16 protein-coding genes and 1 pseudogene are annotated in these 23,452 nt (G+C 71.0%); 13 read left to right on the top strand and 4 right to left on the bottom strand.

Features of this window, described 5'->3' with window-relative positions; all coding sequences use genetic code 11:
* Window positions 1–325: 325 nt before the first annotated feature.
* On the bottom strand, window positions 326–2,572 hold the full coding sequence (locus tag ACFVWD_RS25290) for a glycoside hydrolase family 36 protein (protein WP_389599153.1): 2,247 nt from the start codon (window positions 2,570–2,572) through the stop codon (window positions 326–328).
* Window positions 2,573–2,743: 171 nt separating this feature from the next.
* Here ACFVWD_RS25290 and ACFVWD_RS25285 point away from each other — a divergent pair, with 171 nt between their 5' ends.
* The 9 genes and pseudogenes from ACFVWD_RS25285 to araD all read left to right on the top strand — a co-directional run bounded on the left by ACFVWD_RS25285 (window position 2,744) and on the right by araD (window position 14,201).
* Entirely contained in the window at window positions 2,744–3,814 is a 1,071-nt protein-coding gene (locus ACFVWD_RS25285; RefSeq protein WP_389599151.1) for a LacI family DNA-binding transcriptional regulator, read from the top strand.
* Window positions 3,815–3,956: 142 nt separating this feature from the next.
* The gene (locus ACFVWD_RS25280) at window positions 3,957–5,270 is read left to right on the top strand and encodes an ABC transporter substrate-binding protein (protein WP_389599149.1); all 1,314 of its coding nucleotides are present in this window, start codon (window positions 3,957–3,959) and stop codon (window positions 5,268–5,270) included.
* A 599-nt stretch (window positions 5,271–5,869) separates the two neighbouring features.
* A pseudogene (locus ACFVWD_RS25275) lies at window positions 5,870–5,914 on the top strand (hypothetical protein); the annotation flags it as partial.
* Window positions 5,908–6,567: a carbohydrate ABC transporter permease gene (locus ACFVWD_RS25270; RefSeq protein ID WP_389599147.1), complete on the top strand. Its 660-nt coding sequence runs from the start codon at window positions 5,908–5,910 to the stop codon at window positions 6,565–6,567. The pseudogene ACFVWD_RS25275 and the gene ACFVWD_RS25270, both read left to right, overlap by 7 nt.
* The gene (locus ACFVWD_RS25265) at window positions 6,564–7,418 is read left to right on the top strand and encodes a carbohydrate ABC transporter permease (protein ID WP_389599146.1); all 855 of its coding nucleotides are present in this window, start codon (window positions 6,564–6,566) and stop codon (window positions 7,416–7,418) included. Before ACFVWD_RS25270 ends, ACFVWD_RS25265 begins: the two co-directional genes overlap by 4 nt.
* Window positions 7,419–7,505: 87 nt before the next feature.
* Window positions 7,506–10,070 (top strand): CBM35 domain-containing protein, encoded by a 2,565-nt coding sequence (locus tag ACFVWD_RS25260; protein ID WP_389599144.1) that lies wholly within the window; start codon window positions 7,506–7,508, stop codon window positions 10,068–10,070.
* 89 nt (window positions 10,071–10,159) lie between these two features.
* Window positions 10,160–11,884 carry a ribulokinase gene (araB, locus tag ACFVWD_RS25255; RefSeq protein WP_389599142.1) on the top strand — a complete coding sequence of 575 codons (1,725 nt, stop codon included), beginning with the start codon at window positions 10,160–10,162 and terminating at the stop codon, window positions 11,882–11,884.
* A 45-nt stretch (window positions 11,885–11,929) separates the two neighbouring features.
* The gene (araA, locus tag ACFVWD_RS25250; RefSeq protein ID WP_389599141.1) at window positions 11,930–13,447 is read left to right on the top strand and encodes an L-arabinose isomerase; all 1,518 of its coding nucleotides are present in this window, start codon (window positions 11,930–11,932) and stop codon (window positions 13,445–13,447) included.
* 31 nt (window positions 13,448–13,478) lie between these two features.
* Window positions 13,479–14,201, top strand: a complete 723-nt coding sequence (gene araD, locus ACFVWD_RS25245; protein ID WP_389599140.1) for an L-ribulose-5-phosphate 4-epimerase AraD — start codon at window positions 13,479–13,481, stop codon at window positions 14,199–14,201.
* Window positions 14,202–14,225: 24 nt separating this feature from the next.
* Here the strand turns inward: araD and ACFVWD_RS25240 are convergent, their stop codons facing one another.
* Both ACFVWD_RS25240 and ACFVWD_RS25235 read right to left on the bottom strand, forming a co-directional pair.
* Entirely contained in the window at window positions 14,226–15,269 is a 1,044-nt protein-coding gene (locus ACFVWD_RS25240) for an NAD(P)/FAD-dependent oxidoreductase (RefSeq protein ID WP_389599138.1), read from the bottom strand.
* Window positions 15,230–17,755, bottom strand: a complete 2,526-nt coding sequence (locus ACFVWD_RS25235) for a twin-arginine translocation signal domain-containing protein (protein WP_389599136.1) — start codon at window positions 17,753–17,755, stop codon at window positions 15,230–15,232. The genes ACFVWD_RS25240 and ACFVWD_RS25235 overlap by 40 nt, the downstream gene beginning before the upstream one ends.
* A 224-nt stretch (window positions 17,756–17,979) precedes the next feature.
* On the opposite strand from ACFVWD_RS25235, the gene ACFVWD_RS25230 reads away from it, so the two are divergent.
* The gene (locus tag ACFVWD_RS25230) at window positions 17,980–18,348 is read left to right on the top strand and encodes a signal peptidase I (protein ID WP_101401670.1); all 369 of its coding nucleotides are present in this window, start codon (window positions 17,980–17,982) and stop codon (window positions 18,346–18,348) included.
* 65 nt (window positions 18,349–18,413) lie between these two features.
* On the opposite strand, the gene ACFVWD_RS25225 is transcribed toward ACFVWD_RS25230, so the two are convergent.
* A complete protein-coding gene (locus ACFVWD_RS25225; RefSeq protein WP_389599134.1) occupies window positions 18,414–19,040 on the bottom strand; it encodes a DUF6461 domain-containing protein in 627 nt (208 codons plus the stop codon).
* Between the two features lie 345 nt (window positions 19,041–19,385).
* Between ACFVWD_RS25225 and ACFVWD_RS25220 the strand changes: the two genes are divergently transcribed.
* The 3 genes from ACFVWD_RS25220 to ACFVWD_RS25210 all read left to right on the top strand — a co-directional run bounded on the left by ACFVWD_RS25220 (window position 19,386) and on the right by ACFVWD_RS25210 (window position 23,435).
* Window positions 19,386–20,396 carry a helix-turn-helix domain-containing protein gene (locus ACFVWD_RS25220; RefSeq protein WP_389599132.1) on the top strand — a complete coding sequence of 337 codons (1,011 nt, stop codon included), beginning with the start codon at window positions 19,386–19,388 and terminating at the stop codon, window positions 20,394–20,396.
* 65 nt (window positions 20,397–20,461) lie between these two features.
* On the top strand, window positions 20,462–22,339 hold the full coding sequence (locus ACFVWD_RS25215) for a BTAD domain-containing putative transcriptional regulator (RefSeq protein WP_389599205.1): 1,878 nt from the start codon (window positions 20,462–20,464) through the stop codon (window positions 22,337–22,339).
* 169 nt (window positions 22,340–22,508) lie between these two features.
* Window positions 22,509–23,435 carry a helix-turn-helix domain-containing protein gene (locus tag ACFVWD_RS25210; protein WP_389599130.1) on the top strand — a complete coding sequence of 309 codons (927 nt, stop codon included), beginning with the start codon at window positions 22,509–22,511 and terminating at the stop codon, window positions 23,433–23,435.
* Window positions 23,436–23,452: the final 17 nt, after the last annotated feature.

Genomic DNA, 23,452 nt, shown 5'->3' with positions numbered 1-23,452 from the left:
CGGCGGATCAGGTCGGAGGGAAGTAACGGCGCCTCATAAGCGCAGGTGAGCGGGGTCTGATGCGTCCAGCTGCAAGACGGAGGAGGGCGCCGACGCGATGGGGGTCGCCCTGCTCAAGTGAAGCCGAGAGCTCGGGGGAGTCGGCGACCGACGACAACGCCGCTGTGGGCAGCCCCTGCTCGAAGAGCTTGGGGACGGGCGTGCCAGACCCCGCCTCTCCGGCATGATCCGCCGGACAGGCCCGAGTGTCAGCCTCCGTCCCCGCCGACAGCCACTCGTCGGTGGACCCTCGCGCCCAGCGATCGGGAGCTGCCCGTCGAGGACGTCATCCATGTGAAACCGGGCTCAAGCGGAGGAGAACGGCGGTGTTGGCACGAGGCAGGGACACGGTCAGCCGCCCGCCGCCCGCGTCCCACTCCGTGGCGGCACCGGCGGTCGCGGGATGCAGCACCGTGGTGTGAACGTGCGCGCCCCGCAGGTGGGGGACGGTGAGTGTGCGGTCGGTGTCGGCGGGGCTGTTCCCGTCGCCGACACCGACCGGGACGGTCCCGCCGACACCGCTCGGGACGGTCCCGCCGCCGTCACCGCTCGGGACGGTCCCGCCGCCGCTGCCGGACTCGCGTCTCCAGATCACGAGGTACGTGGCCTCCTGCCCCCGCAGTCCATGGGCGATCCACTCGTCCTCCCAGTCGGGAAGGCCCAGTGGCCAGAACGGGTGCGTGCCGTTGATCTCGGGCCGGAGGTCCTTGTAGACCGAGATCGCCGAGCGGACGAGGTCGAACTGCTCGTCGCTCATGAGGTTGAGGAAGCCGGAGAGGTGGATACGGCCGAGGAGCGCGCCGGTGAGGGTGAAGGCGATCTCGTCCAGGCTCTGGTCCGGCTGGGGGTACGCCCACACGGCGGCCTGCTCGGGTGTCGCGGCGGTGGCGGCCGCTGCGGCGATGGGCGGGTAGCGCAGCGGGTCCTGCTGGTCGCTGGTGGACTGGATTTGTGCCACCGCGAGTTGCGCGTAGTCCATGCGCAGGCCGCCCGACCCGCAGTTCTCCAGGACGAGGTGGGGGTGGCGGTCGAGGAGTCCGGCCATCCAGTCGAGGTGGGCGCGGTGGTGCCCGAGCAGCCCGGCGCCCGCGCTTTCGACACCCTTCGCCGTACCGACGCCGCCCTCCGTCCCCGGACCGATGTTGATGTTGTAGTCGAGCTTCAGGTATCCGACGCCCCATTCGCCGACCAGCCGGTCCACGACCTCGTCGAGGTGCGTGCGGGCAGCCGGGTGACGGAGGTCCAGGTGGTGGCGGCCGTGTTCCGTGACGCGCAGACCGCCGCGTCGGAAGAACGCCTCGGGCGGCAGGGAGTGCGCCAAGGGGCTGCGTACGCCGACGACTTCGGGTTCGAGCCAGAGTCCCGGGGTCATACCGTGCCGACGGATGGCGTCCAGGACCTCCCGTATGCCGCCCGGGAAGCGGTTGGGGGCGGCCTCCCACGCGCCGACGGCGTCCCACCAGCCCTGAGCGTCGTCGTCGTACCAGCCGGCGTCGATCACGAAGACCTCGGCGCCCGCGGTCGCCGCCGCCTCGATGAGGGGCAGGAGCCGTTCCGTGGTGGGATCACCCATGAGGGTGTTCATGTAGTCGTTGTAGATCACCGGGAGCGTGCGGTGGTCGGGGTGGTCGCGACGGATGCCGCGACGGTAGTCCGTGAGGGTCCCGAAGGCTGCGTCCAGGCCGCCGGTCTCCGTGCGGACGAAAACGGCGGGGACGGTGTGGAACTCCTGGCCGGGGGCGAGGGTGTGGTGCCACTGGTGGTGGGCGTCGTCGGGTCCGAACAGGGCGACGTAGGCCGCGCCCTCGCGTTCGCCGGTCTCGAAGCGCCAGCCCGCGCTGGACTCGATCTGCCAGAGCCAGGCGCGGCCGTCCCGGTCGGTGAGGGCGGCGACGGGGAGGTGGCGGCCAGTGGACCAGCTGCCCTGTGAGTAACGCTCGAAGCAGCCGCGTCCCTCGTGGCCGTGGGCGGCTCGGCTCAGCGGGACGACCTCGTCGCGGAACGCGGCCTGCCGCCAGCGGCATTCGGCGAGCCAGTCGTTGTCCGCCCAGTGCAGGGTCAGTCCGTCGAGGCCGCCGTCGGCGTCGGAGATGCCACCGAGGGCCAGGGTCGTGACGCTCTCCAGCCGGAGCGGAGCGGCGCCCTCGTTGACGAGACGTACCCGTGCGCGCAGGAAACCCGCACCGGAGTCGGCGCCGGAGCCCGCCTCCAGGGTGACCTCGGCGGCCAGCCCGGTCGCCGGATCCGCCAGCCGGATCGTCGTACGCTCCCGGCTTCCGTCCCGTCCGTCCCGCACCGTCTCATGGTCGCGGTAGGTCAGACGGTCGCCGATGGCCGTCTCTATGAATCGTTCTCCCGACCACATGCGCCCGTGGCCGGTCGCGGTGACCTCGACGAGGGGGACCAGGCGGGCCCAGTCCTGGCCGGGTGTCCCCAGTCTCACCGACCCCGTGGCGTCCAGGACGGCGTGCAGCCCGAGCTCCGGGTGCGACCAGATACGGGACCTCTCGACTGTTGCGACGACAGCGGTCAACGCGTTTTCCCCTTCCGGGATGGTTCGGTCCTGCCGTGGCCTTCGTGGGTGCTGAGCTGGTGATTCGCACTCGGCGGGAGAGGGATGTGCCGCGCCGTCGGGCGTGTTCGAAAGGTAAATCCCCAGTTACGGTCTCTTGACGCCCACGTTGTGACCGCTCACAATCCTGGCATGGATGTGACCGGTCACACAAGCTCCGGCAGCCACGGCGACCCCCGTCAGGGGCAGCAGAAGGCCGCCAGTATTCGCGACGTCGCCCAGGCGTCGGGCGTCTCCTACCAGACCGTTTCGAGGGTCATCAACGGCCACCCGAACGTCCGGGAGGAGACCCGCAAGCGGGTCGAGGCGGCCATCGAAGCCCTGGGGTTCAGGCGCAACGCCACCGCGTTCGCACTGGCCAGCGGAGTGACCCGGTCGGTCACCGTCATCACGTCGAACACCGTCCTCTACGGCTATGCGGCCACCCTGCAGGGTCTGGAGGAGGCGTCCCGCGCCGCCGGATACACGCTGGGCGTGCGGGTCGTGACACCCGAGGACGACCTGGACCGCACGATCGCCGCGGCCGCCGACACCGGTGGCGGCGTGGTGGTCATCGGCTTCGACCGCCTCGGTGCCGCCGCCCTGGATCGCGTACCGGCACACGTGCCGTGCGCGGCGGTGGTGGAAGCGCCGCCGCCGGGCCGTACACCCGGCCGTCCGGCGGTGTGGGCCGACGACCGCGAGGCGGCACGGGCCGCCACGGAGCACCTGCTGGCACTCGGGCACGAGAACGTCCACTACGTAGCGATTCCCGCCTCGACCGGAACCCGGCGCCTGGCGGGACCTCGTGCCGAAGGCTGGCGCCAGGCCCTGGAAGCGGCCGGCGTCACCCCGCCCGCGCCGTGCGGCAAGGGCTGGGACGCCCAGGCCGGATACGAGGCCGGCAAGAAGCTCGCCCGCAACCAGGACGTCACCGCGATCCTGTGCGGCAACGACGACCTGGCGCTGGGTGTCCTGCGGGCCCTGCACCACGCGGGTCGGCGGGTCCCGGAGGACATCAGCGTCATCGGCTTCGACGACGCCCCGCACTCCGGTTTCGTCACCCCGTCCCTCACCACGGTCCGCATGGACTTCCACGGGCTGGGCCGCGCCGCGTTCGGGCTGCTGCGCTCCCAACTCGACACCGCTCAGCAGGAACCCGCGCCGGTACCGGCCGAACCCACCCTCATCCTCCGGGAGAGCTCGGGGCCACGCGACGCATGAGCCGGACCGGACGTCCGCGCTCGCGATATCCGTCACGTCCGCCGCGCCCGCGCTCGCCTGATCCAACCGCCTTCCCCGCAGTCATCGCCCAGCTCCGCAGCACCGCCCCGCCTCCCTTCCGCGTACGACCAAGGATCTCGCCATGAGAAGAGCTGTCTCCGTCCTTGCCACCGCCTGTGTTCTCGGGCTGACCGCGACCGCGTGCAGTGACAGCACGGGTGCCACCACGGCCGCCGCACCCGAGGGCTCGGTCAACCCGACCGCCTCCCTCAAGGGCGTCACCCTCACCATGTGGGTCGCCCAGAACAGCGTCTCGGAGCCCAAGCAGGCCATCGAGGCGTTCGAGAAGGCCACCGGAGCCAAGATCACCACCGAGGTGATACCCGACCCCTACGAGTCGAACGTCCCGACCAAGCTCGCCTCGGGCGTCAAGCCGGACCTGATGTTCTGGCAGCCCACGGGCAGCACCCTGCCGTTCGTCCAGCCGGCCAAGAACCTGCTGCAGCTCGACAACGAGGACTGGGTCTCCAAGCTCGGCACGACGGAGAAGACCCTCGGCCAGGTGGACGGCCACCGCTACGCGGCCATCGTCACCAGCCCCGCGGTCCTCGGCGTCTACTACAACAAGGACGTCTTCGCGAAGGCCGGCATCACCACCATGCCGACCAGCTACGACGAGATGCTCGCCGACGCCGCGAAGATCAAGTCGAAGGTCTCGGGCGTGGCCCCGTTCTTCGAGGTCGGCGGCGACAAGTGGCCCCTGCAGTGGCAGGTCCAGGCCCAGATGACGGACCTGCCGCAGTCCTTCTGGGACAACCTCAACAAGAACAAGGACAGTTGGACCAACAAGACCGTCGTCGACGCGATCACCAAGTACAAGACGAAGGTCCTCGACGGCGGCCTGGCGCAGAAGAACTACAAGACCGCCACCTTCGTCGACCAGGGCAAGGCGATCATGGACGGCACCGCCGCGATGGCCCTCAACGTCACCGCACTCCAGTCCGAGATCCAGGCCACCTCCAGCACGGCTGACATCGACAAGAAGCTCGGCTGGTTCCCCATCGCCAACAGCTCCGCCAAGGCCGAGTACTCCCCCGACCAGACCAACGGCGTGGTCGCCTTCAACACCGGTGACGCCAAGAGGCAGAACGCCGCCCGGCAGTTCATGTCCTTCTGGCTCGGCCCGGACTACCCGGCCTACATCAAGGCCAACAAGCTCGTGTCCGTGGAGCCGTCCGTGGCCAACCCCGACGGCCTGCCGCAGACCGCGATCGCCCAGGCCAAGGCGCTGTCCACCGCCTCTGGTGTCTTCCAGGTCAAGGCGCTCACCGCTCCCGACATGCACCTCGCCCTCGCCGACATGATCTACGGCAAGAAGACCCCGCTCCAGGTCGCCCAGGCTGCCGAGGACCAGTTCAAGCAGGTCCTCAAGGCACGCGGCGTCTCCGGCTTCTGACCGGCGCCCCTCAGGGGTGCCTTGTGGATCACGCCGGAGTCGCGGGGTGTGGCACGCACTCCCCCACTGCCTTGAGGGCGTGGGGGGACCCAGCGGCGTTGTCGTCGGTTGCCGACTCCCCCGAGGTCTCGCCTTCGCTCGAGCAGGGGACCCCCATCGCGTCGACGCCCTCCTCCGCCGTGCAGCTGCGCCAACCACACCCCGCTCGGCTCGGCTTCGAAGGCACCGCCTCGTGGAGCCGGCCCGATCCACAAGACACCCCCCAGCCCAGCCCCTCCCCCGGGCCGCCCGTCGGCGGTGTGCCCGGGGCCCCGTACCGGAGGTCAAGAAAGTGGTGGACACCGCCACGATGAACGCTATCGACGCCACGCGTGCGCAGGACCGAGACCAGGACGACGACCAGGACCGGCCGTCCCGTCGCAACCGACTCCGCAGCAAGGCCAACCAGCCGTGGTGGTTCGCTCTGCCCGCGCTCGCCGTGTTCGGCGTGTTCTTCCTGCTGCCGAACCTGCTGAACTTCGTCTACCCGTTCACCGACTGGTCGGCGTTCCACTCGCAGATCGGCTTCGTGGGCCTGTCGAACTTCAGCACCATCCTGCATGACGGGTCGATGGTCCGCGACATCCGCATCACCCTTGTGTACGCGGTCCTCGTGGCCGTCTTCCAGAACGGCTTCGGTCTCGCCCTCGCCCTGCTGCTGGAGCGCGACACCCGCTTCAACCGCTTCTTCCGCGCGGTCTTCTTCCTCCCGGTACTGATCTCCGCGCTGGCCGTCGGCTACATCTTCCGGGCCCTGCTCGCCCAGGACGGGGCACTCAACAGCGTGCTGTCCTCCCTGGCGGGACACCACGTCGACACCCCCTGGCTCGGCTCGACCACCTGGACGCTGGTCGTGGTGACCCTCATCCATGGCTGGAAGTGGATGGGCCTGGCCATGCTGATCTACCTGGCGGGCCTGAAGAGCATGCCCGGTGATGTGCTGGAGGCCGCCCGTATCGACGGGGCCGGCTGGTGGCGCACCTTCTGGTCGGTCAGGTTCCCGCTGCTCGCGCCCGCGGTCACCTTCAATGTGACGACCGCGCTGATCGGCTCCATGAACACCTTCGACATCGTCCAGGCCACCACCGGAGGCGGCCCCGGCAGTGAGACCGAAGTCTTCAACATCTACATGTTCCGCATCTTCGGCCAGGGCCTGTACGCGCAGGCGTCCGCGATGAGCCTGGTGCTCTTCCTCATCGTCGTCGTCCTCGCCGTGCCCGTCATCGTCGGCCTGCGCCGCAGGGAGAACAACCAGTGACCACCGTTACCGCGTTCGCCCCCGCACGCCTGCGCCCGCCGCGCTGGGTCCAGCCGCTCGCCGTCCTCCTGATCGCCGCCGTCACCATCGGCATCCCGCTGTGGCTGGTGGCGGTCACCTCGGTGAAGCCGCAGGCGGAGGCCATCAAGCCCAACCTCTCCCTGCCCCACCACGTCCAGGCCGCCGCGAACTACCAGCAGAGCTTCGACGAGGGCAAGGTCGTCCAGGGTTTCGTCAACAGCCTCCTGGTCGTCGCCCCGTCCGTCGTCCTCGTCCTGCTCCTCGGGGCCGGTGCCGCCTGGGTGTTCGCCCGCCGCAAGGGGCGCCTGGTCAACACCCTGTACGCGCTGAGCATCAGCGGGCTGCTGCTGCCTCCCGCGGTGATCACCATCGTCATGGAGCTGCGCCAACTGGGCCTGGCCGGCACCCGTCCCGGCATGATCGGTGTCTACGCCGGGATGTACCTGTCCACCTCGATCTTCTTCATGACCGGGTTCATCCGCGCCCTCCCCGAGGAGTTGGAGGAGGCCGCCCGTATGGACGGCGCCGGACCGGTGCGGGTCTTCTTCCGCATCATCCTGCCGCTGCTGCGCCCGGTCATCGCCACGGCGACGATCATGGTGATGCTCTATGCCTGGAGCGACATCTTCTATGCCTTCTTCGTCCTCGGCGGCGGCGCCAAGGCTACTCTCCCGCTCAACCTCTACCAGGTCGCCAACGCGCAGCTCTACCTCAACAACTGGCACCTGATCTTCGCCTACGTTGTGATGATGAGCCTCCCCATGGTCCTCGTCTTCGTCATCGCGCAGCGCCGCATCGTCTCCGGCATCACGAGCGGCGCCGTCAAGTAGCCCCGGGGCGCGGCGCGTTCGCCCGCCCAGGTCACCCCGAAGCACACCGACAGCCTCCCGCGACGCCGCGGGAGGAGGAGGACAGCCATGCCTGGAACACCTCGCAGACCCCGTTCTGTCAGCGGACTCATGGGCGCGGTCGTGGTGACCGCCACCCTCGTGGGCACGGCGCTGACCGTCCCCGCCGCGCAGGCGGCCACCCCGCAGCTGACCGTCGATCTCGGCACGACCACCGGCGCGGTCATGCACGGAGCCAACGGCGCCCTGTACGGACTCAGCGACGACGGCGTGCCCGGCGACAGCCTGGTCACGCCCCTGCACATGACGTCCATCGCCCAGAAGGCGCCCGACGGCACCCAGCACCCCAACGGCGACGCGCTGGCCGTCCAGCCCGCCTTCGCCCGCGGGGGCGGCGGCGACAACCTGATCTACATGCAGGACATCTACGCCCAGTGGCCGTACGAGAACCTGGGGCTGAGCGACTACCTGTCCAAGGTCGACACGATGGTCAGCAAGGTCGCGGCCCGCTCCGACGCGAGCACGTTCGTGTGGGTGCCGTTCAACGAGCCGGACGGCAACTGGTACACGGGGCTGGGCAGTTCGACCACCGCCACGTACAACAGCGCGCTCGCGAGCTTCGAGAGCGACTGGACGACGGTCTACAACAAGATCCGCTCGATCATCCCGAACGCCCGCATCGCCGGCCCCAACGAGACCCACTACGACGCCCGCCTGATGGGCGACTTCTACCCCTGGGCCAAGGCCAACAACGTCCTGCCGGACATGACCACCTGGCACGAACTGGACCCCAGTTCCCTGTCCAACTTCGAGGGGAACCTCGCCGCCTACCGGACCATCGAGAGCAACGCCGGCATCAGCGCGCGGCCGGTCAACATCAACGAGTACGGTGACCGCCGCGACCTCTCGGTCCCGGGCCAGATGGTCCAGTGGATGTCCATGTTCGAGCGGAACAAGGTCTACGCCGACCAGGCGTACTGGGACATCGCGGGGAACCTGGACGGCAACGTCAGCCAGACCAACATCCCCAACGGCGACTGGTGGCTGCTGCGTTGGTACGCGGGGCTGACCGGCCAGACCGCCAAGGTGACCCCGCCGCAGTCCAACGTGATCGACACCCTCCAGGGCATCGCGTCCCTCGACACCGGCCGTAAGCAGGCCCAGGTCCTCCTCGGCGGCGGCACCTCCGGCTCGGCGAACACCGTCGTGCAGCACATACCGTCGTCGTTCGGCAGCACCGTCAACGTCTCGGTGGAGCGCACCGCCTGGAGCGGCTACGAAGGCGCTGGCCCCGCGCCGACCGTGCTGGCCCGCAGCACGTACACCGTCGCCTCGGACGGCAGCATCACCGTGCCGCTGACCAACCTCGACCCCATGTCGGCCTACCGGATCGTCGTCAACCCCGCGGGCACCGGCACGCCCACCGCGGCGAGCACCCCGTGGTCGGCGTCGTACGAGGCCGAGAGCGCGACCATCACGGACGGCACCGTCTACACCCAGGGCTCCGTCTCCAACGCGTACGGCTACGCCACCTCGGGCACCAAGGACGTCGGCAGCCTGAACCAGACGGACAGCAAGGTCGCCTTCAGCGTCAGCGTCCCCACCACGGGCACGTACAACCTCAACGTCTTCTACGGCAACCAGTCCGGCGGCCCGGCGACCCAGACCCTCACCGTCGACGGTGGCTCGTCCCAGACGGTCAGCTACTCGCCGACGCTGAACTGGACCTACCGCTCCACGGCCGGCGCCTCGGTGTCCCTGACCGCGGGCACCCACACGATCACCCTGGCCAAGGGGACCAACGAGGTCACCCTCGACAAGATCGACCTCACCGCGGCCTCCACCGCGGACACCTCCTACCCGGCCACGTACGCGGACATCACCGGCTCGCCCACCTACAGCTACACGGCCTCCGGCACGACCGGTGCCGGCGCCCTGGCCCTGACCTCGGGCTCCTCCGCCGCCCTGGACGTCTACGCGCCGACCGACGGCTACTACACCGTGCACACCGACTACTCCTCCAACGGGTCCGGCACCCTCACCCTCGACGGCTCCACCGCCGTCACGCTGGCCTCCACGAGCGGCACGCTCACCGACAAGAGCTCGCGGCTGTACCTGTCGGCGGGCAACAACCGCATCACCGCGGCCACTTCGGGCTCCACCACGCTGACACTGCGCGACCTGCGCGTCTCCGCGAGCGCCGACACCACGGGCGTCACCGCCTACGAGGCCGAGAGCGGCACCCTCGCGGGAACCGCCGTCGCCACCTCGGACACCTGGGCCTCCGGCGGCCAGTACGTCGGCTACATCGGCAACGGCTCGGCCAACACCCTCACCTTCAAGGTGAGCGCCGCCGGCGCCGGGCGGTACGTCATGAACGTCCGCTACGCCAACGACCAGGTCTCCGGCTCCGGGAACTACAACACCAACGTCGTCTCCCGGGCGGCCCAGATCTCGATCAACGGTGGCACCGCGCAGACCGTCATGTTCCGTAACAACTACAGCTGGTCCACCTATTGGGACCTGCCCGTCCCGGTCACTCTCACCGCCGGCACCAACACGGTCACCTTCGCCGACGCCGGCGCCTACGCACCGAACATCGACCGCATCACCGTCGCGCCGGTCACCGGCTGACGGCCAACTCCGGTTGGGGCCCTGGCACTTGAGCCTGGCCCCGACCGGAACCCCTACTCCGCGGATTCCCTCTCTCCACCTCATCCAGCATGTCGAACAGCGTACGAAACACCGAACAGAAGGGCGACCCGGTGGTGAACGCCGAGCACAGCGAACACACCCACCCCGACACCTACGTCATCGGAGTCGACTACGGAACGCTGTCCGGGCGGGCCGTGGTGGTCCGCCTCGCCGACGGCGCCGAACTGGCCGCCGCCGAGCACCCCTACACCCACGCCGTCCTCGACCGGAAGCTCCCCGACGGCACCCCGCTGCCGCCCGACTGGGCACTGCAGGTGCCCGCGGACTACATCGACGTCCTGCGGATCGCCGTACCCGAGGCCCTGGCCCGCTCCGGTGTGCGGCCGGAGCAGGTCATCGGTATCGGCACGGACTTCACCGCGTGCACGGTCCTGCCGGTCCTCGCCGACGGCACGCCCCTGTGCGAACTGCCCGACCTCGCCGGCCGCCCGCACGCCTACGTCAAACTGTGGCGCCACCACGCCGCGCAGGCCCAGGCCGACCGCATCACCGCACTGGCCGACGAACGGGGGGAGCCCTGGCTGCGGCGGTACGGCGGGAAGATCTCCTCTGAGTGGGAGTTCGCCAAGGCCCTCCAGTTGCTGGAGGAGGACCCCGAACTCTACGAGCTGACCGACCGCTGGATCGAGGCCGCCGACTGGATCGTGTGGCGCCTGTCCGGCACCTACGTCCGCAACGCCTGCACCGCCGGATACAAGGGCCAGCTCCAGGACGGCAGTTACCCCGCCCCCGACTACCTCGCCGCGCTCAACCCCGGCTTCGCCGACTTCGTGACCGACAAGCTGGACCAGCCGATCCGCCAACTCGGCGATCTGGCCGGGGTGTTGACGGCCGAGGCTGCCGCGTGGACGGGGCTGCCCGAAGGCATCGCCGTGTGCGTGGGGAACGTGGACGCCCATGTGACGGCACCCGCGGCCACCGCGGTGGAACCGGGCCGGATGGTCGCCATCATGGGCACCTCCACCTGTCATGTGATGAGCTCCGACCAGTGGGCCGAGGTGCCCGGCATGTGCGGGGTCGTCGACGGCGGCATCCTGCCGGGCCTGTGGGGCTACGAGGCCGGGCAGAGCGGCGTCGGAGACATCTTCGGCTGGTTCGTCCGTACCGGGTTCCCCGTGTCGTACGCCGAGCAGGCCGCCGCGCTCGGCCGCGACCCGCACGAACACCTCACCGCCCTCGCCGCCGAACAGAAGGTGGGCGAGCACGGGCTGATCGCCCTGGACTGGCAGAGCGGCAACCGTTCCGTCCTGGTCGACCATGACCTGAGCGGCGTCCTGGTGGGTCTGACGCTGTCCACCCGCCCCGAGGACGTCTACCGGGCGCTGCTGGAGGCCACCGCCTTCGGCACGCGCACCGTCATCGAGGCGTTCGAGACGTCCGGTGTGCCGGTCCGAGAGCTGATCATCGCGGGCGGGCTGACGAAGAACGCGCTGCTGATGCAGATCTACGCCGACGTCACCCGCCTCCCCCTCGGTGTCATCGACTCGGCGCAGGGTGCCGCGCTCGGCGCGGCGATGCACGCGGCGGTCGCGGCCGGGGCGTACCCGGACATCCGGGCGGCCGCCCACGCCATGGGCAAGGCACGCCCGGCCGTCTATCAGCCCGACCCCGAGCGGGCCGCCGCCTACGACCGCCTGTACGCCGAATACCGGCTCCTGCACGACTACTTCGGCCGCGGGGCCAACGAGGTCATGCACCGGCTGCGCCACCTCCGCGCCCAGGCATCCGCCTGAGCGGCACCCCCGCCCGGTGGTCAACTCCCTTTGAAAGGAAGCCTCATGGAGACCAACGCCACGCCCTACCCGAACCAGGAGATCTGGTTTCTCACCGGAAGCCAGGGCCTGTACGGCGACGACATCCTGCACCAGGTGGCCAAACAGTCCAGGAGCATCTCCGAGATCCTCGGCGCCCCCGGGAAGATCCCGGTCAAGATCGTGTGGAAGCCGGTCCTCACCGACGCCGAGTCGATCCGGCGGCTGTGCCAGGAGGCGAGTGCCTCCGACACGTGCGTGGGCGTGATCGTGTGGATGCACACCTTCTCACCGGCCAAGATGTGGATCGCCGGACTCAGCGCGCTGGACCGGCCCCTGCTGCACCTGCACACCCAGTACAACCTGTCGCTGCCCTGGCCGAGCATCGACATGGACTTCATGAACCTCAACCAGGCGGCCCACGGTGACCGCGAGTTCGGTCACATCGAGTCCCGCCTCGGCATCGACCGCAAGATCGTCGCCGGTCACGCCACCGACCCGAGGGTCGTCCGGCGCATCGCGGCCTGGGCACGGGCCGCCGTCGGCCGCCACGCCTCACGCACCCTGCGCCTTGCCCGCTTCGGCGACAACATGCGCGACGTAGCCGTGACCGAGGGCGACAAAGTCGAAGCTCAGCTGCGGTTCGGCTACTCCGTGAACACCTACGCGGTCAACGACCTGGTGGCCGTCGTGGACGAGGTCGAGGACAAGGAGGCCGCCGGACTCGCCGCCGAATACGTCGAGTCCTACGACGTGGTCCCCGCACTGCGCCCCGGTGGCATCCGCCACGACTCGCTGCTGTACGCGGCCCGCCAGGAGATCGGCCTGCGCACTTTCCTCACCGAGGGCGGCTTCACCGCCTTCACCACCAACTTCGAGGACCTCGGCGGCCTGCGCCAGCTGCCCGGTCTCGCCGTCCAGCGCCTGATGGCCGACGGCTACGGTTTCGGCGGCGAGGGCGACTGGAAGACCTCGGCGCTGCTGCGCACGATGAAGGTCATGGGCGCCGGCCGGCCCGGTGGCACCACCTTCATGGAGGACTACACCTACCACCTCGGCCCGGGCGCCCCGCGCATCCTCGGCGCCCACATGCTGGAGGTCTGCCCCTCTGTGGCCGACGACCGCCCTCGCTGCGAGATCCACCCCCTCTCCATCGGCGGCCGCGAGGATCCGGTCCGTCTGGTCTTCAACGCGGCCCCTGGCCCCGCCGTGGTCGTCGGCCTCTCCGACCTCGGCGACCGCTTCCGGCTGACCGCCAACACCGTCGACGTCATCACCCCCAACGAACCCCTGCACCGCCTGCCGGTGGCCAGGGCCGTGTGGAAGCCGCGCCCCTCGCTCGCGGAGTCCGCCGAGAGCTGGCTGCTCGCCGGCGCCCCGCACCACACCGTGCTCAGCACCGCCGTCGACACCGAGACCCTGACCGACTACGCCGCCATGACCGGCGTGGAGCTGCTCACCATCGACGAGAGCACCAGTACCGAGCAGTTCACCAAGGAGATCCGCTGGAACGCCGCCTACCACCGTCTCGCCCAGGCCCTGTGACCCCCATGATCCGCACGCAAGGAGACCACCGATGACCGCACGAGTCCGTGACGGCCTGCGGCAAGAGGTACTGGACGCCAACCTCTCGATCCCCCAGGTCGGCCTGGCCACGCTGACCTGGGGCAATGTGAGCGGCGTCGACCGCGAGGCGGGGGTCTTCGTCATCAAGCCCTCGGGCATCCCCTACGAGGACCTCGCCCTCGACCACCTGGTGACGGTCCGGCTGTCCGACGGCGAGGTCGTCGACGGTGACCTGCGCCCCTCCACCGACACCGAGACCCACCGCTGCCTCTACCTGGCCTTCCCCTCCATCGGCGGCGTCACCCACACCCACTCCACCCACGCGGTCGCCTTCGCCCAGGCCCGCCGTGACATACCGGTCCTCGGCACCACGCATGCCGACACCTTCAACGGCCCCGTCCCCTGCACCCCCGACCTCACGGCGGACCAGTGCGAGAAGGACTACGAGTACAACACCGGCCGCGTCATCGTCGACGTGCTGGCCGGCGACGACCAGAAGGCAGCCGAAGTCCCAGCCGCCCTCGTCGCCAACCACGGCCCCTTCACCTGGGGCACCACCGCCCGCAAGTCCCTGGAACACGCCATCATCTGCGAGGCCGTCGCCGACATGGCCATCCACACCCTGGCCCTGTCCCCGACTGCCCCACCTCCCCCACACCTCCTGGCCCGCCACTACACCCGCAAACACGGGCCCGACGCCTACTACGGCAACCCGGCTCCCGCACCCGCGTGAGCAATCCGCTGCCCCGCGAGCGCGTCAGCCGAACCCGTGGGCGCCGAGCTCGGCGTAGCGGGCGGACAGCTCGGCCATGTCGCGTTCCGCTCCCTCCCGCAGCCAGCGCCCGTACATCCCGGCCGCCTCGCCCTCCTCCAGGACGTGGCCCGCGACCCCCGCGGCCAGCGAGCCCGCCGTCCAGCCCGACATGAGGGCCCGCAGCACCCCGTGCGACGAGGCGGGGTCCAGCAGGGCGCCCGCGTCCCCGGCCACGAACCAGCCCGGCCCGGCGGCCCTCGGGCACAGCCGCCAGCTGACGTCCGCGGACCGGGCCGGACCCTCGGGCACGAGGCCCGCGAACTCCTCCGGGGGCCCGCCGCTCGGCCGCCCCTGCTCCGGTACGAAGTCCAGTCGCATCCACTGGTATCGGCCCCGGCCCACCCGCGCGGTCCACGTCCAGCCGGAGCGGTCCGCGGCGATCGCCGGAGCCGCGTCCCGCTGCGGGCAGGACCCGGCCGCGTAGCCGTACCGGATCAGCAGCCGTGGCGAGCGCGGCGGGGCGGTCAGGCCGAGGGCGCGGCTCAGCCAGCGGGCGCGGCCCGTCGCGTCGATGACGGTACGGGTACGCAGCGGCGCGGCCGCCCCGCCCAGCCGGACCCCGGTCACCGCTCCGCCCTCCACCACCGGTTCCTGCGCCCGGCAGCCGAGGCGGACCTCCGCGCCCGCCTCCCGGGCCCGTTCCAGCAGCAGCGCGTCCAGCCGTCGACGGTCCACCTGGAAGCCGTGCCAGGGCCCGCTCCCGTCCCGCCCGAACGGCTGGAACCGGGGCTCCGTGCCCCACCCGACCGTGATCCCCTCGTGCCGGGCTCCGACGGCGTCCGCGAATCCGCCGGGCAGCAGCCGGGCCAGCAGGGTCTCGGCGCCCGGGTGCAGGGCCTCGCCCGGGCGGGCCACGGGTCCGGCCAGGCGTTCGGCGAGCACGGTCCGCAGCCCGGCGGACGCGCAGACGATCGCCGCCGCGCATCCGGCGGGCCCGGCCCCGGCGATCAGGACGTCGGCGTCGGTACGGAGGTGTCGCGCGTCCACGGGCCTGGGTCCCTTCGCAGCAGTACCGTACGGCCGTCGGTGTAGGCCGCGATGTCCTCGGCGATCTCCACCAGCACCTTCTGGATGTCGCCGGGGTCGCGGGTCTCGGCCCCGGGCCGGTAGACCCGGAACCGGTACCGTCGCGGTCCGGCCAGGCGGCCTCCGGCGGACCGTTCGGCCTCCGCGAGTCCCGCGTCGCCCACCTCCACCACGGTGAACGACAGGACCGCCCACACCGACTTGGCCTTCAGGATCTCGATCACCGCCCGGTCCCCGAACCGGGTCACGAACTCCGGGTCGTGGATGCCGAGGCTCCAGTAGACCGCCGACATGGCCAGCACTCGTGCCTTGGTCTCGGCGAGGTCCACACGGGCGGTGAGGTGCGCGGTGATCCGGTCCTGGGTGGTGATGTAGTCGGCCCGGTCGATGTCCTGGTACGCGACCACCGCGCGGCCACCCACGGACCGGACCTCGGGTCCCCGGATCCCGTCCCACGGCAGCCGGCCCAGTCCCCGGACCTCCTCCATGCCGATCTCGGCATCGGTCAGCGGCACGATCGTCGGCCACGGGTAGGGGAAACCGGATGCGTGCTTGAGCGGGGTGAAGGTCCGCGTCGCGTCCGGTGCCACGGCGGGCCAGTAACTGCCCAGCGCGGCACAGAGCTTGGCGTCCTCCAGGAACGGCGTGCCAAGGCTGTACGCCTGCATGTAGCGCTGGAGCGGGGCCCCGGGCTCGTTGTAGACCAGCCCCTGGCTCACCTCCCAGCCCGGGTCGGTCACCCCGGCCGCCGCGTCGGGCAGGCCCGAGTACCGGCCGCGGGCGTCGTCGGGCAGGGGGCGCGCCACCGGGTCACCGGGCGCGGGCTGTCCGACCACCGCGGTGAGGGTGTCGTCGTAGATGTCGAAGCCCTTGGGGAGGGTGATGTCGCCGGCGAAACGGAACTCCGAAAGCGGCCGCGGCGGTACGGCCCACAGGGCGTCCCGGGTCTCCTCGGGCACCAAGGCGCGCCACCACACGGTCAGGTCGTGCTGGTTGACGCAGGGGAAGAAGTCGGGGGGCGCGACGCTGCAGAAGGCGGGCTTGAAGGTGTCGATCTCCGCCGCGATTTGCGGGCACTGGACCAAGACGAAGCCGTCCCCGGCGAAGTCGATCCAGTGCTGGGCCCGGTAGCCGCCCTCGTGGATGATCGCCTCCATGTCCGGGTTGAGGTTGAGGTCCTCCAGCCGGCCGCCGTCGTGCAGGCGGTGGCGGATGTTGACGTACTCGGGGGAGCGCCGGTCGTTGTCGGGGGCGGCGCCCTGCGCGTACGTCGGCTCGGTCTCGACCGCGCCGGGGATGAGCTGGACGGAGGAGAAGTACAGGATGCCCGGGTCCTGGACCAGGTCGGAGGAGACGTTGAAGGTCAGCCACTTGCCCGCGAACCGGGCCCGGTCGGCGAAGGCGTGCGGCTGCGGGGCGAGGACGCCCGAGCCGTGGGCCTGCTGCGCGGGGAGCAGTGCGGCGATCTTGTCGTCGCGGATGGTGAAGGGGAAGGCGTCCAGGTCCTTGCCGGTCCACTCGGTCGGATAGCCCTGCTCCCGCAGGAAGAGGTGCATCCGCTTGAGTTTCTCGTTGACCATGCGGGAGTCGAGGGAGAGGGACAGGTCAAGGCCCGCGACGCACTCCGGGCCGGGGAACAGCTTGTGCAGCGGTACCCAGAAGGTCCGCTCGTCGTCGCCGGACACCACGTTCCGGGGCCCGAAGCGCCGGCTGTCGGCGCCGGTCACCTGCATGGCGAGGAACGGGGCGAAGCGCTGCGGCACCGTATGGAAGACGAACGGCTGCTTCGGGTCGAGGGAGGCGAACTGGCGGCCGCGGGCGTCGTAGCGGGGGCCGGTGGTACCCGTACGGGCGATGCCGGTGCGGGAGAAGCAGAGGTCGGCGTGGCGGCCGTGCACGGAGCCGGTCGCGTCGCGGTAGTCGAGGGCGAAGACGACGACGCCGAGGGGGTTGTCCCCGGCGATCTCGCGGAGCCGGTCGAGGGTGGGCGGGTGGACCCCGTAGACGTAGTTCTCGACGGCTTCGGTCTCGGCGAGGGTGGGGAACGCGGCGAGGGTCCGGCCGCCGCCGTCGGTGAGCACGGCCGCCGAGGCGAAGGCGTGGTAGAGGAGGCTCCGCGCCGGGTTGCCCGGCTCGATGCCGCGGGCCGGCAGGGACGGTGCGAAGTCCCCGAAGCCGGGTACCGTGCGGTCGAGTGCGTGGATCGGCTTGGCCAACTCGGCAGCCAGGTCGTGGGCGCCGATGTCCAGGACCCCGCGGGTGACCGTACGCAGGAGCGTGCGCCAGCCCTGGTCGGCGAGGCGGGCGCAGGCCTCCACGACGGCTTCGGCCAGAGGTCTCGACGATGGTGACGCCATGGCCTCGTACTGCACGGTGAGCCCGGGAAATCCGAGCAGGAGCCCACCTGCGGCGGCCCCCTTCATGAGATCGCGCCGAGAGAGCTCCACGCCGTTCGCCTCCTGGGGTGTGCCGGATTCCCCCTCACCGATCGGTGATTCTGACGGCTGGGACGCGGGGGGTACGCGAGCGACGCGGGATTGCCGCCTAATGGGTCCGCCGGTTAGCGCGCCGCGCCGGGTCGTCGACAGGGCGGACGTCGCCTGATGCAGCGCCAACACCTGTTGCGAAAGCCCTGGTCGTGCCGGCAGGAGCGGCTGCTAGCGTCCGGATCATGAACGAGAGCGTGTACGTGGGCAGCGCGGGCAAGGACGCGGCACTGGACCGGGGATGGCTCCTCGGACACTTCAAGAACGCCGACGATCCTCGCCACAGCGAGGCTGTTGAGATCAAATGGGGCGTCCATCCGCGTGGTGACGAGCGAAGGCAATGGGTGAGAGGCGAGGAGCGAACGGCCCTCCTGCTGCTCATCAGCGGTCGCTTCCGCGTCGAACTCCCCGGCCGCAGTGTTCTCCTGGAGCAGCAGGGTGACTACGTCGTGTGGGGCCGCGGAGTCGACCACTCCTGGTTCGCGGAGGAGGAGTCGGTAGTACTGACGGTTCGGTGGCCATCCGTACCCGGCTATGCGGTGGCACAGCCCTAGTACCGTGACCGCACAGGTCCGCCGGGTTGGGCGATGCAGGCCATGATGACGAGCGGCCGGCCTCCTCAGATGTGCGTGTCGGGGGTCCCGCGAACCGCATACGCCGGCAGGCGGGCCTCCCTCAGGTAGGCCGGGGAGAGCGAGAGGCCGAACCGCCGCTCGATCACACCGAGGGTGCGCCGGTAGGTATCCGTGTAGTGCTCGCGTTCGTGAGCGATGAGGGTGGCCCCGTCGGGCTGCAGCACGTGCCCGGCGACGAGGTCCGCAAGCAGCAGGTCAGGCTCCCGGCCCCAGCGCCACACTTCCTCGCCCAGTCCGAAGCCACACAGTTCCACGCCGTCCCGAGCGTAGAAGACAGTGGCCGGCGGATGCTCCTGCATCGGCACGTAGTGGACGGCTTCGGCACCTTCGCGGGAGATCTCCGCCAGCCGGTCCCCGCCGGTCGAGTCCCCGTACTCCAGAGCGAACGACCAGCCTCCATGCTCTCCGACCCGTACCAGACCATCGCCGTCCTCGCCCGGGCGGTACCACTCGCCGAGGTCCCACGCTTCGGCGTCGGTGATCGGCTCGGTCGCCGCGTCCCGGTCGCCTCCCATACGTACCGCCAGTTCCTGCGCGGACATCCCGCGTGCGAACACCACGCTGGACATCCAGTGCTCCAGATCGACCAGCCACCGAATCCCGTCGTGCATGTCTTCGCCCCTCGCTCGGCGGCCGTTGGTTGTCGGGCGCACCCTATGACGTGCCACCGACACGGCGATCTCCCAGAGCAGCGCCAAGTGATCACGTCGTCGGCCTGGAAGCGCGGCATCGACGCCGCCGCGCTCGACCGGCCGGCTCAAGTGCTCGGTCACAGCGGCGGACTTCGAGGTCTTCCTCGCCACGCTCGAAGTGTCCGCCGCCAGTTGGTTCCCGATGTCCCGACCATGCCTCACGGGAGCTCGGGGTGCCGTATTCGGAGGCCGAGACCCTCACGTGCCCCGGCGACACCCAAAACTCCCGGACCACGGAGACGCCGGCGATCCACAATGGCGAGCATGGACGTCGAGAATTTCCTCAGTCGGGGCCCCGGGCCCGACATGTCACCTCGGGAGTCCTCGGGAGTCCTCGTGATCGACTCGGTGATGCCGCGCGTACCGAAGACGGCGGCACAGCAGACGTACGGCCCGCACCCGAGCTCCGCCGCCCCAAGCGACGCCTCGCGTGACTCACGCGACGCCTCGCGCGACACCGATCCGGTCCGTCGTCTCTTCCGGCTGCCGGACTCGACCGACGACGCGTACCTGCACCTGGGCCTGCACGTCCAGGGCTCGGTCTCGGTGACTCGGGGCGGCACCCAGGTGTTCCTGGCCCCCGGCGACCTGGTGTTCCACGATCCGGCGCGGCGTGACCACCTGCGTTTCAGCGGCCCCTGTCGGCTGACGGTCTTCCGGGTGCCCCGCAGTCACCTGGGGATGTCGCCCTCCGACCTGCACCGGGTCATGGGCCGGCGTGTGCGGGGTGACGAGGGTGTCGGCGCGCTGGTGTCCAACTTCCTCTCGGCGCTCGCCGCCGAGACGGACTTCCGCAGGTCGAGGACGGGGCACCGGTTCGCTCGCAACGCCGTCGACCTCGTCGCCGTGCTCGTCATGCAACTCCTCGGGGAGGAAACCCCCGACGCGTCGGACGTCGGTACCGAGACGGTGTCCCGGATCCGGGCCTTCATCGAAGAGCATCTGACGGATCCGGATCTGTCGCCGGAGTCGATCGCGCTCGCCCACCGCATCTCCGTCCGCTACCTGCACAAGCTCTTCCAGCAGGAGGGCACCACGGTGGGTCGGTGGATACGGCGGCGCAGGCTGGACGCGTGCCGGCGCGAGCTGGGCCGCAGCGCGAACCGCAGGCTGAGCGTGGCCGCCGTGGCGCGGCGCTGGGGGTTCAGCAGCCCCTCGCACTTCAGCCGCACCTTCCGGGACGCCTACGGCATGTCCCCCAGCGCATGGCAGGCGTCGGCCGCGTCGGGGAGCGCCGTTCACGGCCGATCGGACGAACCGCCTCCGGCCACCTGACCGAGGGCGCACGGACGGTGGTCCCGTAGCGTCATGGGTGGGGGGAAGGGGAGTTCGACGAGGTGATGCGTTTCGAGGTGCTGGGCCCCTTGCGGGTACGACGGGTGGAGCGGGAACTCGATCTGGGATTTCCGCAGCAACGCGCCCTCCTGGCGCTGCTCATGGTGCGGGCGGGTCGGCCGGTGCAGGTGAGCGAGATCGTGGATGTGCTGTGGGCGGGCCGTCCGCCGGCCAGCGCCCCGAACGTGGTGCGCCGGTACGTCGGTGCGCTGCGGCGGCTGCTCGAACCGGGGCTGCCGCCCCGGGCGCCCGGCTCTCGTCTGCCGCGCCGCACCGGTGCCTACCTCCTGGACGCGGAGCCGGACGAGATCGATCTGCTGCGGTTCCGCGAGCTCACCCTGCAGGGCAAGCGGGCGGCCGCCACCGGTCGGCCCGAGGTGGCGGTACGGCAGTTCGTCGGGGCCCTCGGCGAGTGGCGCGGGCCGGTGGCGATGGGGATCCCCGCGTCGGCTCGCGAGCACGCCCTGTTCCGCGCCGTGGAGCACGAACTCGTGCTCACCACACGGATGGCTGCCGACGCGGCCCTGCTGTGCGGCACGGCGGGCCTCGTGCTGCCGAGCCTGCGCCGGGCCGTCGGACTGGAGCCCCTGGACGAGTCCCTGCACGCCCGGCTCGTGATGGTGCTGGCGGCCTGCGGACTGCAGGCCGAGGCGCTGACGGCGTACGAGGAGGTACGACGCCGACTGGCCGCGGAGTTGCGGGTCGCCCCGGGCGCCGAGCTGAGCGAGGCCCGCACCCGGGTCCTCCGTCAGGAGCTGCGCGCGTCCGCGCCCCGGGCGCACCGACCGGTTCGGACAGCGCTGTCCGAACCCGTGGAACTCCTCGCCCGGCCCGCCCAGTTGCCGCCCGGCCTGACGGTCTTCGCCGGTCGGAGCGATGAGCTCGGGGAGCTGACCGCCCTCGCCGGGGCGGCGGCGCCTTCCGGGGCGCCCGGGACGATCCTGGTCAGCGGAATGGCGGGCGTCGGGAAGACCGCGTCGGTCGTGCACTGGGCCCATGAGGCCGCGCATCGGTTCCCGGACGGTCAGCTCTACGTCGAGCTGCGCGGCTGCGACCCGGCCGCCAGGGCCGCGCCGGAACCCGTGGAGGCGCTGCGCGGGTTGGTGGCGGCGCTCGGAGCACCGCCCCGGCACCTCCCGGACGACATGGCCGCGCTCAGGGACCTCTACCGCGAGCTGCTGACGGACCGCCGGGTCCTCGTCGTGCTCGACGACGCGGCCGACACCGAGCACGTACGTCCGCTGCTGCCCACCGCCCCGGGCTGCCTGGCCGTGGTCACCAGCCGTGACCGGCTGCCCGGTCTGATCGCCTCCGGGGCGCGGCCGCTGCGTCTGGACCTGCCGTCCGCCGCCGACGCCCGCGCCGCACTGGCCCTGCGCGTCGGCCTCCGGCGGTCGGCCGCCGAGCCCGCGGCGACCGAGGAGATCATCGACCGCTGCGGCCGGCTGCCGCTGGCCCTGGCCATCGTGGCAGCGCGCGCCGTCAGCCGCCCCGACTTCCCGCTGGCCGCCCTCGCCGCCGAACTCCGCGCCGCGCACGGGAGCCTCGACGCCTTCGCGGGCATCGGCGGGACGGCCGACGCCCGCGCCGCGTTCGCCGCGTCCCACCGGTCGCTGCCGCCCGCCGACGCCCGGCTCTTCCGCCTCGTGGCGCTGCACCCCGGCCCCGGCATCGCGGCGGACACCGCCGCCCACCTCTCCGGTCTGTCGCCCCGTGAGGCTCAGCCGATCCTCGGCCGTCTCGCCGACGCCCATCTCGTGCGCGAAGTCGCTCCGGGCCGCTACACCGTGCACACCCTGCTGCGCGCGTTCGCCGCCGAGCTCGCGGAAGCCGCCGAGGCCGCCGAGGCGGAGTCCCTGTCACTTCCGCGTCACTCTTTTTGAACTCCGCCCGACCTACTCTCCGAGCGGAGTGGACGACCGTCCCACGAGGCGTCGTCGCTCCTCTCGACAGTTCGGCAGGGCTCGGAGGCAACGGCGGATGACGTCCAGTTTCAGCACCATGGGGACCGACCGCGGTGAGACGGGTGAGACCGACAGGTGCCGCATGCCCATGGGCCTCGACATCATCGTCCCGGGCGCGGCGCCCGCGGAGCTGCCCGGGGCGGGCCGGCCCTACCCGGCCCGGCGGGCACACCGGTTGGTCGCCCGGGACAGCGGCGAGTACCTCTTCGTGGGCATACGAGGCGCAGCAGGCGTACGAGGCACGACGGGCGTACGAGGCACGACGGGCGTACGAGGCGCCACGGGCGTACGAGGCGGGAGCGGCGCGCACAGTCCGCGGCGGTCCGAGGACGTCTTCCTCGGGCCGGGAGACATCTGCTTCTACGACGCGCACGATCCGGCGACGCTCGACTTCCCCGAGCGTTTCCGCATGAAGGTGTTCCTCGTGCCGTACGAGTCGCTCGGGCTCGACGCGGCCGATGTGCCCCGGCTCGCGGGGACGCCGGTTCCCCGTGCGTCCCGGCTGGGCAGCCTGCTGTCACCGTTCCTGTCCGAACTCGCCGACACGGCCTCCTCGTCCCGGCCGCCGGTCGGCGAGCTGCTCGCCTGGAACGCCGTGAACGTGCTGGCCACCCTCGCCACCGAGCGGCTGGGCCGGGACGCCACCGGCACGCCCGACGCCCAGACACCGCTGATGGCCCGGATCCTGGAGTTCATCGACCTGCACCTGACCGACGAGGACCTCTCCCCCGAGACGATCGCCGGGGCCCATCACATCTCCGCGCGCTATCTGCACCGGCTCTTCCAGGACGAGGGCACCACGGTCGGCCGGTGGATCCAGCGGCGCCGGCTGGAGGCCTGCCGCCGGGACCTGATGATCCGGGCCCGGGGCAGCCGGACCATCGCGGCGGTGGCCAACCGCTGGGGGTTCATGAGCGCCACCCACTTCAGCCGGGTCTTCCGGGCCGCGTACGGCATGTCCCCCAGCGAATGGCGGGACAGCGTCGGCCGCGGCGCGCCCGCCGGCCGCCGCTGAGGCGGTCGCCGATGTGC

The organism is Streptomyces sp. NPDC058086 (assembly GCF_042885015.1).
In the GTDB taxonomy this organism is placed as follows: Bacteria; Actinomycetota; Actinomycetes; order Streptomycetales; family Streptomycetaceae; genus Streptomyces.
This window is presented reverse-complemented; position numbering and strand designations above follow the sequence as displayed.

Coding starts and splice junctions, on each gene's coding strand:
- ACFVWD_RS25285 (WP_389599151.1), top strand. CDS start 2,744: ATGGATGTGACCGGTCACACAAGCTCCGGCAGCCACGGCGACCCCCGT.
- ACFVWD_RS25280 (WP_389599149.1), top strand. CDS start 3,957: ATGAGAAGAGCTGTCTCCGTCCTTGCCACCGCCTGTGTTCTCGGGCTG.
- ACFVWD_RS25260 (WP_389599144.1), top strand. CDS start 7,506: ATGCCTGGAACACCTCGCAGACCCCGTTCTGTCAGCGGACTCATGGGC.
- araB (WP_389599142.1), top strand. CDS start 10,160: ATGTCGAACAGCGTACGAAACACCGAACAGAAGGGCGACCCGGTGGTG.
- araA (WP_389599141.1), top strand. CDS start 11,930: ATGGAGACCAACGCCACGCCCTACCCGAACCAGGAGATCTGGTTTCTC.
- araD (WP_389599140.1), top strand. CDS start 13,479: ATGACCGCACGAGTCCGTGACGGCCTGCGGCAAGAGGTACTGGACGCC.
- ACFVWD_RS25230 (WP_101401670.1), top strand. CDS start 17,980: ATGAACGAGAGCGTGTACGTGGGCAGCGCGGGCAAGGACGCGGCACTG.
- ACFVWD_RS25225 (WP_389599134.1), bottom strand. CDS start 19,040: ATGCACGACGGGATTCGGTGGCTGGTCGATCTGGAGCACTGGATGTCC.
- ACFVWD_RS25220 (WP_389599132.1), top strand. CDS start 19,386: ATGGACGTCGAGAATTTCCTCAGTCGGGGCCCCGGGCCCGACATGTCA.
- ACFVWD_RS25215 (WP_389599205.1), top strand. CDS start 20,462: ATGCGTTTCGAGGTGCTGGGCCCCTTGCGGGTACGACGGGTGGAGCGG.
- ACFVWD_RS25210 (WP_389599130.1), top strand. CDS start 22,509: ATGGGCCTCGACATCATCGTCCCGGGCGCGGCGCCCGCGGAGCTGCCC.